The sequence below is a fragment of the Bacillus sp. V59.32b genome (genome assembly GCF_003429085.1).
Lineage (GTDB): Bacteria > Bacillota > Bacilli > Bacillales > DSM-1321 > Peribacillus.
In genome coordinates this window covers 65,341-80,815 of sequence record NZ_QVTC01000033.1, presented here as the reverse complement: position 1 = coordinate 80,815, position 15,475 = coordinate 65,341, and the positions used below count along the sequence as shown (strand labels likewise).

Annotated in this window: 15 protein-coding genes; 3 read left to right on the top strand and 12 right to left on the bottom strand. The window is 39.6% G+C overall.

The window, feature by feature from the left end; genetic code table 11:
• Window positions 1–71: 71 nt before the first annotated feature.
• The 5 genes from D0463_RS08970 to D0463_RS08950 form a co-directional block, all read right to left on the bottom strand.
• Window positions 72–779, bottom strand: a complete 708-nt coding sequence (locus D0463_RS08970; RefSeq protein WP_117307066.1) for a ComF family protein — start codon at window positions 777–779, stop codon at window positions 72–74.
• Entirely contained in the window at window positions 772–1,902 is a 1,131-nt protein-coding gene (locus D0463_RS08965) for an ATP-dependent helicase ComFA (protein ID WP_254052750.1), read from the bottom strand. Before D0463_RS08965 ends, D0463_RS08970 begins: the two co-directional genes overlap by 8 nt.
• A gap of 493 nt (window positions 1,903–2,395) precedes the next feature.
• Window positions 2,396–3,241 (bottom strand): DegV family protein, encoded by an 846-nt coding sequence (locus D0463_RS08960; protein WP_117307069.1) that lies wholly within the window; start codon window positions 3,239–3,241, stop codon window positions 2,396–2,398.
• A 541-nt stretch (window positions 3,242–3,782) separates the two neighbouring features.
• Complete coding sequence (locus D0463_RS08955) at window positions 3,783–4,466, bottom strand: response regulator (RefSeq protein ID WP_117307064.1); 684 nt, start codon at window positions 4,464–4,466, stop codon at window positions 3,783–3,785.
• A gap of 61 nt (window positions 4,467–4,527) precedes the next feature.
• Window positions 4,528–5,670 carry a sensor histidine kinase gene (locus tag D0463_RS08950; RefSeq protein WP_117307063.1) on the bottom strand — a complete coding sequence of 381 codons (1,143 nt, stop codon included), beginning with the start codon at window positions 5,668–5,670 and terminating at the stop codon, window positions 4,528–4,530.
• Window positions 5,671–6,277: 607 nt separating this feature from the next.
• On the opposite strand from D0463_RS08950, the gene D0463_RS08945 reads away from it, so the two are divergent.
• The gene (locus tag D0463_RS08945; RefSeq protein WP_117307062.1) at window positions 6,278–6,910 is read left to right on the top strand and encodes a YigZ family protein; all 633 of its coding nucleotides are present in this window, start codon (window positions 6,278–6,280) and stop codon (window positions 6,908–6,910) included.
• Between the two features lie 181 nt (window positions 6,911–7,091).
• A complete protein-coding gene (locus tag D0463_RS08940; protein ID WP_117307061.1) occupies window positions 7,092–8,111 on the top strand; it encodes an LCP family protein in 1,020 nt (339 codons plus the stop codon).
• A gap of 126 nt (window positions 8,112–8,237) precedes the next feature.
• Here the strand turns inward: D0463_RS08940 and D0463_RS20095 are convergent, their stop codons facing one another.
• The 3 genes from D0463_RS20095 to D0463_RS08930 all read right to left on the bottom strand — a co-directional run bounded on the left by D0463_RS20095 (window position 8,238) and on the right by D0463_RS08930 (window position 10,711).
• Window positions 8,238–8,366, bottom strand: a complete 129-nt coding sequence (locus D0463_RS20095) for a hypothetical protein (RefSeq protein WP_301950634.1) — start codon at window positions 8,364–8,366, stop codon at window positions 8,238–8,240.
• A 199-nt stretch (window positions 8,367–8,565) separates the two neighbouring features.
• Window positions 8,566–9,627, bottom strand: coding sequence for a glycosyltransferase family 4 protein (locus tag D0463_RS08935; RefSeq protein ID WP_117307060.1), 1,062 nt, complete (start codon window positions 9,625–9,627; stop codon window positions 8,566–8,568).
• A gap of 346 nt (window positions 9,628–9,973) precedes the next feature.
• Complete coding sequence (locus D0463_RS08930; RefSeq protein WP_117307059.1) at window positions 9,974–10,711, bottom strand: WecB/TagA/CpsF family glycosyltransferase; 738 nt, start codon at window positions 10,709–10,711, stop codon at window positions 9,974–9,976.
• 279 nt (window positions 10,712–10,990) lie between these two features.
• On the opposite strand from D0463_RS08930, the gene galE reads away from it, so the two are divergent.
• Complete coding sequence (galE, locus tag D0463_RS08925; protein WP_117307058.1) at window positions 10,991–12,001, top strand: UDP-glucose 4-epimerase GalE; 1,011 nt, start codon at window positions 10,991–10,993, stop codon at window positions 11,999–12,001.
• Window positions 12,002–12,094: 93 nt separating this feature from the next.
• Here galE and tagH read toward each other — a convergent pair whose 3' ends face one another.
• From tagH to tagD, 4 genes are all read right to left on the bottom strand, one after another.
• Window positions 12,095–12,895 (bottom strand): teichoic acids export ABC transporter ATP-binding subunit TagH, encoded by an 801-nt coding sequence (gene tagH / locus D0463_RS08920; RefSeq protein ID WP_117307057.1) that lies wholly within the window; start codon window positions 12,893–12,895, stop codon window positions 12,095–12,097.
• A gap of 15 nt (window positions 12,896–12,910) precedes the next feature.
• Window positions 12,911–13,714, bottom strand: a complete 804-nt coding sequence (locus D0463_RS08915) for an ABC transporter permease (RefSeq protein ID WP_117307056.1) — start codon at window positions 13,712–13,714, stop codon at window positions 12,911–12,913.
• 111 nt (window positions 13,715–13,825) lie between these two features.
• Window positions 13,826–15,061 (bottom strand): CDP-glycerol glycerophosphotransferase family protein, encoded by a 1,236-nt coding sequence (locus tag D0463_RS08910; protein WP_117307068.1) that lies wholly within the window; start codon window positions 15,059–15,061, stop codon window positions 13,826–13,828.
• Window positions 15,054–15,452 carry a glycerol-3-phosphate cytidylyltransferase gene (gene tagD, locus D0463_RS08905; protein WP_117307055.1) on the bottom strand — a complete coding sequence of 133 codons (399 nt, stop codon included), beginning with the start codon at window positions 15,450–15,452 and terminating at the stop codon, window positions 15,054–15,056. Before tagD ends, D0463_RS08910 begins: the two co-directional genes overlap by 8 nt.
• Window positions 15,453–15,475: the final 23 nt, after the last annotated feature.

Sequence of the window (15,475 nt, the reverse complement as noted above, 5' to 3'; positions counted from 1 at the left end):
TTCGAGGAGTCTCGCAGATTCCCTTCCCAAAAACAACATTATCGTTTAACAGAGCCATTTTTAAAAAACATTCAGCGTGCCAATGTTAACGACGAAACTTCTGTTGCACCCGCCCTTACAAGAACTTTCGCTGCCTGCCTTAACGTCGACCCCGTTGTATAAATATCATCGAGCAGCATAATCTTCTTATTTTTAATATGATCTGGCTCTCCATTAACATGAAACACTTGCGCAAGACCGATCCGTTCTTTTCTTGATTTCTTTGATTGCTTTTCTGAGTGAATTCTCATTAAAACATCCTCGATTTCGAGATGAGCCGTCTCGGCTATCGCCTTTGCCTGATTAAAGCCGCGTTCTTTTAAACGTTCTTCGCTTAACGGAATGGGGACAATTAGATCAAAGCGAGCGTTTAACAATTTTCCCTTAACATACGGCGTAAAAATTTCTGCAAGTGCATAGTCTCCACGGTACTTAAATTTGGCGATCAGCTCTTTCATAAAATCATTGTAATTGAAGACGGAGGTATTCCTCGTTAAATAGCCGCCCCATTCGCTGTCACTTTCCCACCTGACACAGTCAAAACAAAGATTCCCCTGTCGATATTTCTCATCAAGAAGCTCCCTGGAACAAAGCTGGCACGTCGCTCCTGAAATAAAGGAGAGCTTCCCATTACAAGTTCCACAAATAATCTCATCTTCCGTTTCAACCCATATGTTTTTCCATGTAAAAGAAGAATTAACTTCTTCTGTACAAATTAAGCACTTTTTTTGCTTAAACATCGAGCATTCCTCTCTTATCGGCTTCTTTATTCATTCTGTTGATATGGACGATGGCTCTAATCATGTCATTGCTCTTGCCATAATGAAAAAATGTGATGTCGCCTTCCGGACTTTTTTCACTCCTGCCGACCCTCCCCGCAATCTGGACAAGAGCACTTTCGCTATAAACCTGATGTTCTGAACCTATAACGGCCACATCCAGTTTTGGAATCGTCACGCCTCGTTCTAATATCGTAGTCGTCAGCAAACCCGGGATTCGCCCTTCTCTAAGCGCAGTAACTTTTTCTTTTCGTTCCGGATCCTGTGAGTGCACCGACTGTAATTCACTATGAAGGCTTTGAAATAAAGGAAGGGCTTGTTCCATCACCTGTATGGTCGAAAAAAATAATAAGAACGGATTTTTTAGTTGTAGGCGAAGGTTTACCCAATCTGTAATGATATTCGGGGTTCTTTTTCTCTCGAATTCTCTTTTCCAGTTGCCGCACCATTTCATCAAAGGTGCAGGAATGGGATGGCGGTGGTAGCGCGCGGGGATGGTTACTCCTATTAATTTTTGATTTTCATAGTCATTCTGCATTTTTTTAGAAGGTGTTGCGGTCAGATAAATGGTAGTGGAAGTGTTCTTTTTTGCTTTCCTTACGGCGAATTGAAGCGAACTGTCCATTGAATAGGGAAAGGCGTCTACTTCGTCAATGATGATCGTATCAAAGGCATTGTGGAAGCGGAATAGCTGATGCGTCGTCGTGACTGTGAGCGGAGTCAGGAGGTGACGGTCTTCACTCCCCCCATAGAGGGCAGCAACCTCAATTTGCGGGAAGGCACTTTTCAAACGCGGCGCAAGTTCTAGTACAACATCCGTTCGGGGAGTTGCCATACAAACCCTTTTTCCTGATTGTAAGGCTGCTTCAATCCCTTCAAACAGTACCTCAGTTTTGCCCGCGCCGCATACTGCCCAGACCAAGAGCTCATCATTGCTGTTGACGGCGCTAATCACTCGCTCGGAAGCAACTTTCTGTCCCTCAGACAAAGAACCGGCCCATGCCATGACTTGTGCCGAAATGTCAAAAGAGAAACCGGGACCGCTCCAGAAATAGAGCTTGCTGCACTCACTTATCCTGCCCATCATAATGCACGCCCGGCAATAGATGCATTTCTTGCCACAATGGCTGCAGGGAAAACGGTAAAACATGGAGGGATCATTATTTCCACAGCGCGAGCAGTGAGGCTGCGACTCAATTTGTGTAATTCCTGGCATTGTAGAGATATAACCATTTTTGATGTGGGCAGTGAGTAATTCATCAGGGAACAGGATTTCATCAAGAAGCAATAAGCGGCCGTATAGATGCTGTTGAAGTTCTTCAGAAAAGGAGTAGGAAGGATTTAGTGAAGTGGAGTTTGGCACCATTGGATAAGCCGATGCGGTTTTAATCGAAGAAAAAATACTTTTAAATAGGTTCAGGGTAACAGCCTCCTTAGAAATTCTTATTCATTACTATTCGGTTTCAAAGGTTAAAAAACCTTTTTTCTTTTAGTTTTCGGTATTGGTTCATTCATGAGGGATATAGAAATGATTTTATGAAAAAACGCCCCACCACAAGGGCAGAACGCTGCAAATATTAATGAACCTTATACCAACCCAACCCCATCGCGCCTTCTCCGAGATGGGTGCCGATGATGGGTCCGAAATAACCGATATCAAATTCGATGTTCGGCAACTCCGCTTCGATTTCAGCTTGCCATCGCTTCGCTTCTTCTTCCCGTTTGGCATGGATGATAACTGCTTTATATTGACCGCCGTCTGACGTAGCTTCTGTTAGCAAGTCAACAATGCGCTTCATTGCTTTTTTGCGGGTACGTATTTTTTCAAAAGGTACAATTACCTTATCTTGAAAGTGAAGCAGTGGTTTGACCTGGAGCAGGCTTCCGATCAGAGCCTGAGCACTGCTAAGGCGTCCTCCTCTTTGCAGGTTGGATAGGTCATCGACCATGAAATACGCCCGGACAGATTTTTTAATTTCGTCCAACCTCGCAATTATTTCTGATGGCTCTTTTCCGTCCAGAGCCATTTGAGCTGCCTCAATCGCGTAAAACCCCTGCACCGAGCAACTGATTTCTGTGTCAAAGGCGCGGACTTCAAGCCCGTCGACCATCTCCCCCGCTGTAATCGCACCCTGGTATGTACCGCTAATACCGCTCGATAAATGGACAGATATCACCGCATCATATTCTTTTGACAGCTCCTCAAACAAATCGACAAACTGACCAACCGAGGGCTGAGAAGTTGTCGGCAGCTTGTCCGCCCTTTTAATCTCTTCATAAAAATCATCTGCCGATAAATCGGTTTCCTCCCTGTATGCCTCCTGACCTATAATCACATTGAGTGGAATCATATGTATATGATACTTATCGCGAACTTCCTTAGGTATATATGCAGTACTGTCTGTTACGACTGCCGTTTTCATCAAATAAAAACCATCCTTATTAAAAGATTTTCTTCTAATAACATATTAATCATCTTATCGGAAATTGCCCCGATTTGCATTAACTAGTTTTCTAATTACTATGCAAATATCTATCTGATTTCATTGATATATTTGGTTTCGATGATAAATCTCAAATTTCGGTGATAAATCCTAGATTCCGGTGATATATTCCAAATTTCGATGATAAATCCCGGATTTGGGCGATATCTCTAATTTCGGTGATAAATCCTAGATTCCAGTGTTATGTTCTAAATTCCGGTGATATATCTTAAATTCCGGTGATATATCTTAAATTTCAGTGATAAATCCTAAATTTCGGTGATATCTCTAATTTCGGTGATAAGTTCCAGATTTCGGTCTATTTATACTAATCACCTTATAATCCTTTCGTAAAGAAAACTAGTCGATTGACGAGCCGTAAAGCGGAGATTAGACGTAGTTGCGTTTATGCAGAAAGGAAAGTTTATACTTGCCTTTCTGCCAAAAAAAGAGCCGCACAAAACTGTGCAACTCTCTCTAATTATTTCACTTCGACCCAGCCATTTTTAATAGCCAGGACAACCGCCTGTGTACGGTCGTTCACATTCATTTTTTGCAAAATATTGCTGACGTGGTTCTTTACGGTTTTTTCACTTATGTATAAGGCGTCCCCGATGCCACGGTTGCTTTTTCCGTCTGCAAGCAGCTGGAGCACTTCGCATTCGCGGCGTGTCAGTAGATGCAGCGGTCTCCTGATTTCTGGTGTTTGCAAGGAATCGCCACCGGAGTTTTCGTCCGTAGCCAATCTGCGATATTCCCGGACCAAATTGTGGGTTACCCTTGGATGCAGATAGGAGCCCCCGTCAGCGACAACTTTTACCGCTTCAATCAGAGCGTCAGCATCCATTTCTTTTAAAAGATAACCGGAAGCACCTGTTTTCAATGCATGCTGTACATAGTTTTCATCATCATGAATGGACAGGATGATTACCTTTGTTTCCGGATGACGGTCAACGAGCATTTTGGTAGCTTCCACACCGTTTATGTTTGGCATGTTGATATCCATGATCACCACGTCCGGGTTATTTTGTTCTACGAGATCCATGGCCTCGCTTCCGTCGTCGCCTTCAGCAACCACCTGAAATGATGATTCAAAATCTAAAATTCGCTTTACGCCTTCGCGAAAAAGTTGATGGTCATCAATAATAACAATATTAGTTCTCAACGAATTCGCCCCCCTTACTTAGTTAGTACTTTTATTTTTCTTTTACTATTAGGACTGATTATTATGCTTTAAATGGTACTTTAATCGTTACCAATGTGCCCGCTCCGGGATGAGATGTGATTGTCATTTCCCCATCGAGCAGTTCTACTCTTTCTTTCATTCCCATCAAACCGAAAGATCCTTCCTTTTCCATTGAAGAATCAAAACCTTTGCCGTCGTCCTTAACCGAGACCGTAATCAATTCCTTTGTCATGGATAATTTGACATGTATATAGCTTGGTTCCGCATGCTTGAGGGCATTTTGCACCGCTTCCTGAATCAGCCGGAATAGCGCAACCTCCATTTCCGAGGGCAGCCTTTTTTCCTCGCCAAGATTTGTGAATTCCAGATCGATCCCGTTGTTATACTCTTCGATCGTCTGCAGATATTTTTTGAGGGTCGGAATCAACCCTAAGTCATCGAGAGCCATGGGGCGTAAGTCGTAAATAATTCTACGCACCTCATACAGGGCACTTCGAACCATGGTCTTCAGGCTGCGAATCTCACTTAAAGCCTCTTCGCCCCCACGCTCCCGGTATACGCGTTCTATCAAATCAGAGCGCATCATCACATTGGCCAGCATCTGTGCCGGTCCATCGTGAATCTCCCTGGAGAGTTTCTTTCTTTCCTCTTCCTGGGCTTCGATGATTTTCAAACCAAAGTCCTGCCTGCGCCGGGCATCCTCGAGTACTTCACCCACCTGCTTTAAATCCCTTGTCAGGTAATTCAAGACAACCGTTATTTGTGAAACAAGCGTCTCAGCCCGTTCAATCGTCTGTTGTAGGCCTCTTAACCTGCGCTCCAGTTCATCCCGGCGACATCTTAAATCCTTTTCCAGCTGACGATTCATTTGCAGCTCTACTTGACGCTTATGCGCCTTTTCATAGGCTTCGCGGACTTCATCTTCAGAAAATTGATTGAAATGCATGCTTACTTCAGACAATCTTTTTCTGGAGAACCGTGCCTTGGTCTCAAGCGCATCTCCCTCACTGATAATAAAAGCTACCTTTTTTCTGATATCTTCCAGTTCTTGTGTTAAACCGACATAATCACGGCGGCATTGTTCTTCAATTTCAAAAATCTCACTCTTACTATCGCCAACCGTTCCCACCATGGTTTCCAAAATTTCATCAAGCGCTTTGGCATCTACTTTTTTAACGGCCATACAGATTCCTCCGTTTTGGTCCAACAGAAGTCATAAATGTTGAATAAATGTTTTTGGTAAATAGGAAAGAGTAAGCCTTTTCCTATCTGTATGACTACACCATCCGACTTAATCGGCGAGTTTTCTTTATAATGACATCTGAATAAATGTATGAACCTCCTGTACCATGACAGCTGACTTTACATCTTTTTATGTAGTTCATTTATGTAATTTACTCTATGATGTCAGATTGATTACTGTGTATATAGCCTACTATTATCCTAATGCATAATACCTGCAACAGGCAAATGATAGATTATTTCTTTTTCCGACAAAAAATATGATAATACGAACATAAAAACTCTGAATGGTGGATTCACTAAGATAAATCTCTGTGAAATACATCAAAAAATATTCTTCTAAGTATAAATAACTATTGCAAAATAGTTCTTAATACTTCAAGAGTGTACTAATTATAGCATGAAGATAGTCATTTTATATTAAAATTATTTTACAGTTCCTTACTGTTTTGTTACGAAAGTCTACATTTAATGTAGATATTTGTTTCTGCAGCTTATTACTTCTATAATATATTTTATTAATATGAGCAACCATGAGGAGGTCTCACATGCTTCCACATTATTTAACAGTCAAGGGAGACGGCATGCATGAAATCGTTATACAAAAATCACGCTTCATCGCTCATGTCATCCGAGTTGAAACAGAAGAAGAAGCACAGCAATTCATTGCAGCCATTAAAAAGAAGCATTACGGAGCTACTCATAATTGCTCCGCCTACATGATCGGCGAAAATGACCAGATCCAGAAGGCAAACGATGATGGAGAACCGAGCGGCACTGCAGGGGTTCCGATTCTCGAAGTCATCAAGAAAAAAGGGCTAAAGGATACAGCGGTCGTTATTACCCGCTATTTCGGCGGCATCAAGCTTGGAGCAGGTGGCCTAATCCGCGCTTATGGAAAAGCCGCTTCTGAAGGAATAAATACAACGGGAATCGTTGAACGAAAGCTAATGCGCGTGATGCATACAACAGTGGACTATACCTGGCTTGGAAAACTGGAAAACGAGCTCCGATCCTCGGTGTACAAGATTAAAGAAATAGAATACCTCGATAACGTAATAATCCAGACGTTTGTCGAAGAAGGGCAGAAGCAGCCGTTTATTGACTGGATGACGGAAATGACAAACGGACAAGCCATTTTCACCGAGGGAGAGATCATATACTTGGAAAAAGACATGTAGGGGTGCCCAATACAAAGGATGGGTCCCTTTTATTTTCTATAAAATCACTCAATTTAAAGAAACTTTTAATTTACGAATTCGTCTAATCATTGTAGAATTAAATTTAGGCTATTTTTCGCTAAATTTTTTAAAATAGGTGAAAAATATGAGCAGGTTATGCCAGGTAAAGGAGAACTAATTTATGTCTACTACTAGACGAATATATAGAGTAAAAAAGAAAAAGAAAAAACGCAGAAGACTTTTGCTTTTATTGATACCCCTATTAATTGTAGCTTTGGGGGCGAGCTCATATGGCGCCTTCCTCTTCACAAAAGCACAATCCGTCTTCGACGGTTCCTATGACCCATTAGGAGGATCGGATAAGCGAAAAGAAAAAGTCAACCCGATGGCCGATAATATCTCGCTGTTATTTATCGGGGTTGATGACAGTGAAAAAAGGGGTGAAAAAAACGGGGGTAAATCCCGTTCAGATGCACTAATGCTAGCAACTTTCAATAAGAAAGATAAAAGCATAAAGCTGGTCAGCATTCCCCGTGATTCCTATGTATATGTCCCTGAAGGCGGCTACAATACGAAAATCAACCACGCACACGCGATGGGCGGCCCTCAGGCTACGATCGATACAGTAGAAGAGCTGCTAGATATTCCAGTAGACTATTACGTCCGCATGAATTTCAATGCTTTCATCGATGTAGTTGACGCGTTGGACGGCATTGAAGTCGATGTTCCTTATGAAATTCGCGAAGTTGATTCCAATGATAAAAAGCGCGCGGTTCATTTGCAGCCCGGACTTCAAACATTAGACGGCGAAGAAGCGCTCGCTCTTGCCCGTACACGTAAACAGGACAGCGATATCCAGCGTGGCGAGCGGCAGCAGGAAATATTGAAAGCGATTATGACCAAGGCAACAACCGTCGGTGCTGTTTCAAAATATACAGATGTTATGGAAGCAGTCGGAGACAATATGAAGACGAACCTGAAATTTAGTGAAATGAGAGCCTTTATTGACTATATAACGAATGATTCCGGTTTAGATATTGAGTCCGTTAAACTAGAAGGATCGGACAGCCGTATTGAGGGTGTTTATTACTACCAGCTTGATGAAACTTCGGTAGAAAATGCAAAAATAGAGCTGAAAACACATCTTGATGTATCGTCAAAGGATAGTGAGCACTCAGGAAGCACAGCTTTAGCTGAATGAAACTAAGTTAAAAACGGCACTGTCTTAGTGCCGTCAGACTTTCAAACAAAAACCTGCTTCCAAATCGAAGCAGGTTTTGTCTTTTTTATATTAGATTTAAATGGCACGATATATCCTTTTTTCTTGTTATATATCAAACATATCTGATTCTTCGTAACCAAAAATATTCATCTCATCGTATTTATTAAAATTCTCATCATAAGACCAGAAATCATCTGGAGTACCTCTAAAATAATTTAAAATTTTTATAAACAAGTAAGTTACCTCCCTTTATTCTGATGCTTACTAACAATTTATCATTACGGTATTAACGAGATATTATGGCCAAGTAAATTGTTGTAAAGATTAAATAAAGTTCAGGTAAACTATTTCTTTAGACAGCCTTTCTTTTCTCAGAAACAACAAAAACCAGTGCTTCATGGCTGGTACCACGTCACACTGGTTACAGATATGTTTATTTGTTCTTGCCACTGGCGTTTTTGGCCGTACTAAGCATTTTAAGAAGAGGCTGATAATTCGAACCAACCAATCCAACCTTCTCGACGATGATTTCAATCGTAATTAAAAGAATTCCTATGATTAGGATGGCGCCCCACATTGTAGCGTAAGAGAAAATGATAGCCGCTAATCCAAAGCTCGCTGCAAGAGCGTAAATCAGGATAACCGTCTGGCTGTGTGAATATCCTACTCTTAGCAAGCAATGATGCAGATGCGATTTATCTGGTGCAGCTAGAGGCTGTTTATTAACCAGTCTGCGAATAATCGCATAAAATGTATCAGAAAGCGGCACACCCAAGATGATAATGGGGACAATCAAAGAAATCATCGTAACGTTCTTAAATCCAAGAAGCGATAGAACGGCGATAATATAACCCAAAAATAACGCACCGGTATCCCCCATGAATATTTTCGCGGGATGAAAGTTATACTTTAAAAAGCCGAGTGTGCTTCCAGTCACGATCAACGCGATGGTCGCTACGAACATATCACCTTGTAATAGAGCCATCACCGAGATAGTTACCAAAGCAATGGATGATACGCCTCCAGCCAGTCCGTCCAATCCATCAATCAGATTAATCGCATTCGTAATAGCAACAATCCAGAGGATGGTAACAGGGATGCTAAGGAACCCGAAATCAAGCTGTCCGCCAAACGGCAGGTTGATAAATTCCACCTCAAGCCCGCCCCAATACACAATGATAAGAGCAGCTGCGATTTGGCCGACAAACTTTGTCCGTGCCCGTAATTCGTATATGTCATCAAATATTCCAATTATAATAATAACGAATGCCCCCAGCAAAATTGGCAGCTGGTTCGGAAAGCCTCCGCCAAATAATACATAGGCGATGAAAAAGCTGGCAAAGATAGCCAAACCGCCCATACGCGGCATCACTTTATCATGTACTTTCCGCTCATTCGGTTTATCAGTAGCCCCCATTTTATGCGCCAAGCGGATAACCATTGGTGTAAGCACCATTGACAAAATGAAAGCTGTTATAAAGGCCCATATTAACATTAGACCCACCTCATGTATTCTTAAATGCAACTCGTTGTCAACATACCCAACTATTACAGGAATGTAAACTAGTTCATTTATTTTTTTAATTAGAATCCCTAAATATAAAACATTCTCAATTCCTCATTATAAATGAGTTCGACAAAAATCTCTATAGTAAATATTTATTTATTACTACATTAACCTGAAGAAAGCTTATTTATCAGTTACAGCTTCTTCCAACTTGGCAAGCTGAACAAAAACCTAACTATTAATTAGACGTAAAGATTGGGTGAATGTTTCAAAAAAATACCCTTAATTTTTTAATTCCATTGTATAATTTTTTTAGGTTACAAAATTTTCTTTGCTATCTTTTGTTTTTTTCTCTGATCACCTTAATCAAAAACAATGGCAGAACCAGCATCCTTCTCCACCTGGAAGGCTGCTTAATGAGCCTGTAAAGCCATTCCAGATTGCTTTTCTGCCATATCATCGGTGCCCTGTTTACTTTTCCGGCGAGCACATCAAAGCTTCCACCAACACCCATAAAAATCCCTTTATCAAATAGAGGCATATGATTACTAATCCATTGTTCTTGTTTAGGAAATCCAAGGGCGATAAAAATTATGTCTGGTTTTGTATCACTGATTTTTTTTACTAGAACCGCATCATCAATTTCTATATAGCCATGGTGATAACCTACCAGATTAAGATGTCTATATGTCTTTTTCACATTCTCTGCAGCAAGTGTTATGACCGATTGCTCCGCTCCGAGCATAAAAACCCTATACTTGTTCTCATCAGCGAGTTTCAATAGATCATTCATCAGGTCAAAGCCGGCTATGCGTTCTTCGAGAGGATTATTGAGTATTTTAGAGGCATAGACGATTCCAATGCCATCTGGGACGATGAAATCTGATTCACTGATAATTTTTTTATAATCAGAATCTTTGTTTGCATATTCCACAATTTCTGGATTTGCCGTTACAATAAATGTTTTTTCATTATCTTGCAGACGAGGATGAAGGAAGTCGTTGATAAGAGTTTTTTTTCGTAAATTTGTGAATGGAACACTTAAAATTTCTACCGAATTTATTACTGCCATAAGTTAGCCTTTCTTGTATATAAAGTTTCTACATAATATTATCGGTTATAGATGAGATAAAATAAAGAAAATCTGCTTATAATTGTTAAAAATATTACGTTATATAATCCCGTAATCTTCTGTATTTTAATCATGAAATATGTTTTAATTATAAAGATGTTTAAAGCAATTCAAGCACCCTAAAAAATTAACATGTTAATAGCATAGGGAGTCTTAATAGAATTTAAGAACTCAACATATTCTGTTCATTCTAAACATTTTGGAAAAGAGGTAATTACTATGACAATATTAGTGACTGGCGGTGCTGGCTATATTGGAAGCCATGCCGGAGTAGAGCTCTTGCAGAATGGATATGAGATTGTAATGTTGGATAACTTCTCCAACAGCCAAGTTGAATCAGTTAAGCGTGTGAAAGAGATAACAGGGAAGGATTTCCCTTTTTATACAATTGATTTACTGGACCGTGAAGCATTGGAAGATCTCTTCAACAAATTCAAATTTGAAGCTGTCATCCACTTTGCCGGACTTAAAGCTGTTGGAGAATCAGTGGATATTCCATTAAAGTATTACCATAATAATTTAACTGGTACTATTAATCTTTGTGAAGCGATGGCCAAACATAATGTGAAAAAGCTTGTCTTCAGCTCATCCGCTACCGTTTATGGACATCCTGATCTAGTACCGATCGACGAATCCTTCAGTTTGTCAGCAACCAATCCTTACGGACGGTCCAAATTAATAATTGAGGAAATATTGCAAGACTTATATGTTTCAGATAATACATGGAGGATCGCACTGCTGCGTTATTTCAATCCGATTGGCGCGCATGAAAGCGGACATATCGGGGAGAACCCGAACGGCATCCCTAATAATTTGATGCCTTATATTACTCAGGTTGCTATCGGAAAAAGAGACAGGCTTTCCGTATTTGGCAATGACTATACAACACACGACGGTACAGGGGTCCGCGATTTCATCCACGTTGTAGATTTGGTCAAAGGGCATCTAAAAGCACTCCAGTATTTGGATGAAAACCAAGGAATCGAAGCATTCAACCTTGGGACGGGCATCGGCTACAGCGTACTGGATCTAGTCAATACTTTCAGTTCAGTTAGCGGGAAAGAGATTCCTTACCAATTCGTAGACAGACGCCCCGGCGACATCGCAGTCTGCTACGCGAATCCAGAAAAAGCTGAAAAAATTTTAGGATGGCGGGCAGAAAAAGATTTAAAGGAAATGTGTAAAGATTCTTGGAAATGGCAGAATGGGAATCCTAACGGGTATAAATAATCAATAATTGAACCACTTTTTATCCATATAGAATAAGGGAATCCTCAAGTTTTAAAAGTAAACTTGGGGATTCCCTTATTTTGTATATTTAAATCATCTCACCGATGCAGTACTTCTATTTTGGCTAGCCCCTTCTCGGTACTGTTTACGTTCTTCCTTAGTCATCGCCTTATATTCTTTTAAAAATTTTTCATACTTTGGCATAACTTCATCAATCGGTCCATAAGCTTTAAGCTCACCATATTCCAGCCACAATGCTTTCTCACAGAATTGCTTCATTTGACCAATTGAGTGGCTAACGAAGAACATCGTTTTTCCCTTTTCCTTAAACTCGTTCATCTTTTCCAAACATTTTTCCGCAAAGGCCTTATCCCCTACGGAGAGTGCTTCATCAATAATTAAAACGTCCGGGTTAATATGAACAGAGATTGAGAAACCCAACCTTGATTTCATCCCACTCGAATAGGATTTAATAGGCTGATCGATAAACTTGCCAAGTTCAGAAAAATCAATGATTTCATCTTCTAAATCCTCAATTTCCTTTTTACTGAATCCAAGCATAAGCATTTTCAATTCAATATTTTCTCTTCCAGTTAGCTGGTTATTAAGTCCTGAAGAAACCGCAATAAGTGCAGTATTCCCATCTATTTGAACGCTGCCCCCGGTTGGAGGAACGATTCCTGCAATAATATTGGAAAGTGTGGATTTTCCCGAACCATTAACTCCGACAAAACCGATTACATCCCCTTTTTCGGCTTCAAAACTCACATTCTTAAGGGCATAATAATCCTCTCCGTAGCTTTTAGGAAGAAGAAGATCGAAGAGCTTTTCTGAGTTATTATTATATAACTTATACTTTTTCGTTACATCATTTACTATAACTGATTTATTCATATCTCTCACTTCCATTTACATGAAGTCAACAAATCGATCTCTAAATTTCAGATGTAGAGAAGAACCTACTATAAACAGCACGATCACAATCACCCAAAAGTATAAGGTGTATTGCCAGTGTTCAATAAAATACCATGACTCACCTAATAAAGTAGCGCGGTAACCCTGTACTATATAGAACAAAGGGTTGGCTTTCATTATCGCCATTATCCAGTCAGGCAAATCATCACGAATCCATAGGATAGGTGTTAAATAAAAAAGGATACGCAAGAAGGATGGAACCATCATGTGAACATCCCTAATAATTGTCGATAACGTTGAGGTAATTAAGGAAAATGAAATAAGTAACGCTACTACAGCAAATAAAAAATAAGGAATCTGTACAATATATACACTTGGAAATATCCCAGTTATACATAGGATCAAAATACTGATACCTAGCAACATTAAATGCTGGTACAACCTTGCAAAAATTACATAGGAAGGGATTACACTCATCGGAAAACTCATTTTAGAGACCATGGCCAGCTTTGAATATATTGACTTCGATGCCTCGATAGTTGCCTGGTTAACAAAAAACCACACAATAATTCCCGACAATAGCCAAGGGAAAAATTCGGTTCCATCTCTAGGTCCAGTCTTAATGAGAAAGCCAAAAACAAACCAATAAATTAAAATTTGGATCATCGGGTTTATTATTTCCCATAAACTTCCTAAATAATTATTACTATTAGTAATTTTCATTTCATAGACGGACAGCCGCCTGACCAAATAAAAATTTTGAATTTGTTCTTTAATAACCGTAAACATCGATTTCATGTCATGGTCCTTCCTAACAAAGTAATTAACATAGGTTATCCGCCCTTCATTATAGCAGACCAGATAACAGAATACGCAGAACTCCGACAAAAACAAAAGCTTCGAAGTTTTTTACCTCGAAGCGGCATCATAACCCGTTTCATGGACAAATTGGCTATTATTATCTGTTTGTTCATGATCATATTCGCCAAACATATACAATATCAGGTCTGCAGAGGAGCGACCCCTTGAAAATTTATTATGATAATTAGAAAAATCCTCAATTGCGATCATGTCGAAATTATCGGATTTTATCAGTTCAATTATCTCTTTAGTAGTAGTTACAACCGGTCCTGGAACCATATTCTCGTATTCATCCCATAGTCCCCGCTCCTTTGTGTATGCGTCTAGATCATACGCAAAGAAGATCATTGGTTTCCTTAGCAAGGAGAACTCATAAGGAATTGAAGAATAATCCGTAATTAAATAATCGGTAATTAAAAGCAATTCATTTATATGAAATCCGGATGAGGATAGATCATAAACAAATCCGGGAAACTCATTCTCATAGCTTATCCGTTTTTTAATAGCAGGATGAAGTTTCAGCAATATTTCATATCTATTTCCTAAATGCTTATGCAACAACTCCAGGTCCAGCGTTAATTTAAACTGATTTAATTCATTATCACGATAAGTCGGCGCATAAAGTATCTTTATTTTTCCATTGTTGGTTACACCAAGATGCTCAAGTCTCTCTCTGCTCTCCTTTTGGAGTTCGTCATTATAAAAAAAATCAGTCCGAGGAATTCCCGTCGTTAATATATTTTGATTTCCAAGCCCAAAAGCCTTTTTAAAGACCAACGCCATCTCATCAGAACCTACGACAACCTTATGGAAATTACGATAGACTCTATGGAATCTCCGCTGTGCCACTGAACTTCGTTTTGCAACCGATTCATCCTGAAGGCCAAATTTTTTAATGGCACCAGCTGCATGCCAGAGCTGTATGCATTGTGCCTCTTTCTTGAAGTTGGCAGAAGCTAAAAACCCAAAATAATTATCGATGATAATATATTTTGAAGTCGCTAAATGATAAATAGCCTTCAGATTATCACTGATAACATTTGTTTCAAATGAGAGTGTCTCTGCCCCGGGATAAAGCTTAAATTGTTTAGCAGAAGGGCCGCTGCAGAGAAAGACAGGCTTTATTGCTATCCGTTGTCTAACTATTTCTTCATATACAAACTTGATATTATCACCGAATGAAACGACGAATGTAACCTTATTTTTAAGCGGAAATGCCTTGCATAATGTAAAAATTATTTTAAAAATAACCAAGTAAATGGTGATGATTACATCTTTAACCATTATGAACATTATATAAATCAGTTTTTATTTTAGTCGTTGAAACACCAATTGTACGGGGCAAATATAATACTTTACAGTACGGCTTCAGAAAATTAAACTTCCCTTCCCAATCATCACCCATAACAAAAATATCAATATCATGATCGATAACATCCTGAACTTTTTGCACCCAATTATGTTCGGGAATCACCTCATCGACATAGCGGATGGATTCAAGGATTCGCTTCCTATTTTCAAAACTATGATAGGCTTCTTTGTTTTTTTCTTGATTGAAAGTATCCGTAGAAAGCCCAACAACTAGATAATCTCCAAGCTCTTTAGCTCGAGAAAGGATATTTATATGACCAATATGCAGCAAATCAAATGTCCCATAGGTTATCACTTTTTTCATTATGCTCAACTCCTTACCGTTTC

Bases quoted from the DNA above. Each gene is read 5' to 3' on its own strand.
- D0463_RS08970 (WP_117307066.1), bottom strand. From the start codon at position 779: ATGTTTAAGCAAAAAAAGTGCTTAATTTGTACAGAAGAAGTTAATTCT.
- D0463_RS08965 (WP_254052750.1), bottom strand. From the start codon at position 1,902: ATGGGCAGGATAAGTGAGTGCAGCAAGCTCTATTTCTGGAGCGGTCCC.
- D0463_RS08960 (WP_117307069.1), bottom strand. From the start codon at position 3,241: ATGAAAACGGCAGTCGTAACAGACAGTACTGCATATATACCTAAGGAA.
- D0463_RS08950 (WP_117307063.1), bottom strand. From the start codon at position 5,670: ATGGCCGTTAAAAAAGTAGATGCCAAAGCGCTTGATGAAATTTTGGAA.
- D0463_RS08945 (WP_117307062.1), top strand. From the start codon at position 6,278: ATGCTTCCACATTATTTAACAGTCAAGGGAGACGGCATGCATGAAATC.
- D0463_RS08940 (WP_117307061.1), top strand. From the start codon at position 7,092: ATGTCTACTACTAGACGAATATATAGAGTAAAAAAGAAAAAGAAAAAA.
- D0463_RS08935 (WP_117307060.1), bottom strand. From the start codon at position 9,627: ATGTTAATATGGGCCTTTATAACAGCTTTCATTTTGTCAATGGTGCTT.
- D0463_RS08930 (WP_117307059.1), bottom strand. From the start codon at position 10,711: ATGGCAGTAATAAATTCGGTAGAAATTTTAAGTGTTCCATTCACAAAT.
- galE (WP_117307058.1), top strand. From the start codon at position 10,991: ATGACAATATTAGTGACTGGCGGTGCTGGCTATATTGGAAGCCATGCC.
- tagH (WP_117307057.1), bottom strand. From the start codon at position 12,895: ATGAATAAATCAGTTATAGTAAATGATGTAACGAAAAAGTATAAGTTA.
- D0463_RS08915 (WP_117307056.1), bottom strand. From the start codon at position 13,714: ATGAAATCGATGTTTACGGTTATTAAAGAACAAATTCAAAATTTTTAT.
- D0463_RS08910 (WP_117307068.1), bottom strand. From the start codon at position 15,061: ATGGTTAAAGATGTAATCATCACCATTTACTTGGTTATTTTTAAAATA.
- tagD (WP_117307055.1), bottom strand. From the start codon at position 15,452: ATGAAAAAAGTGATAACCTATGGGACATTTGATTTGCTGCATATTGGT.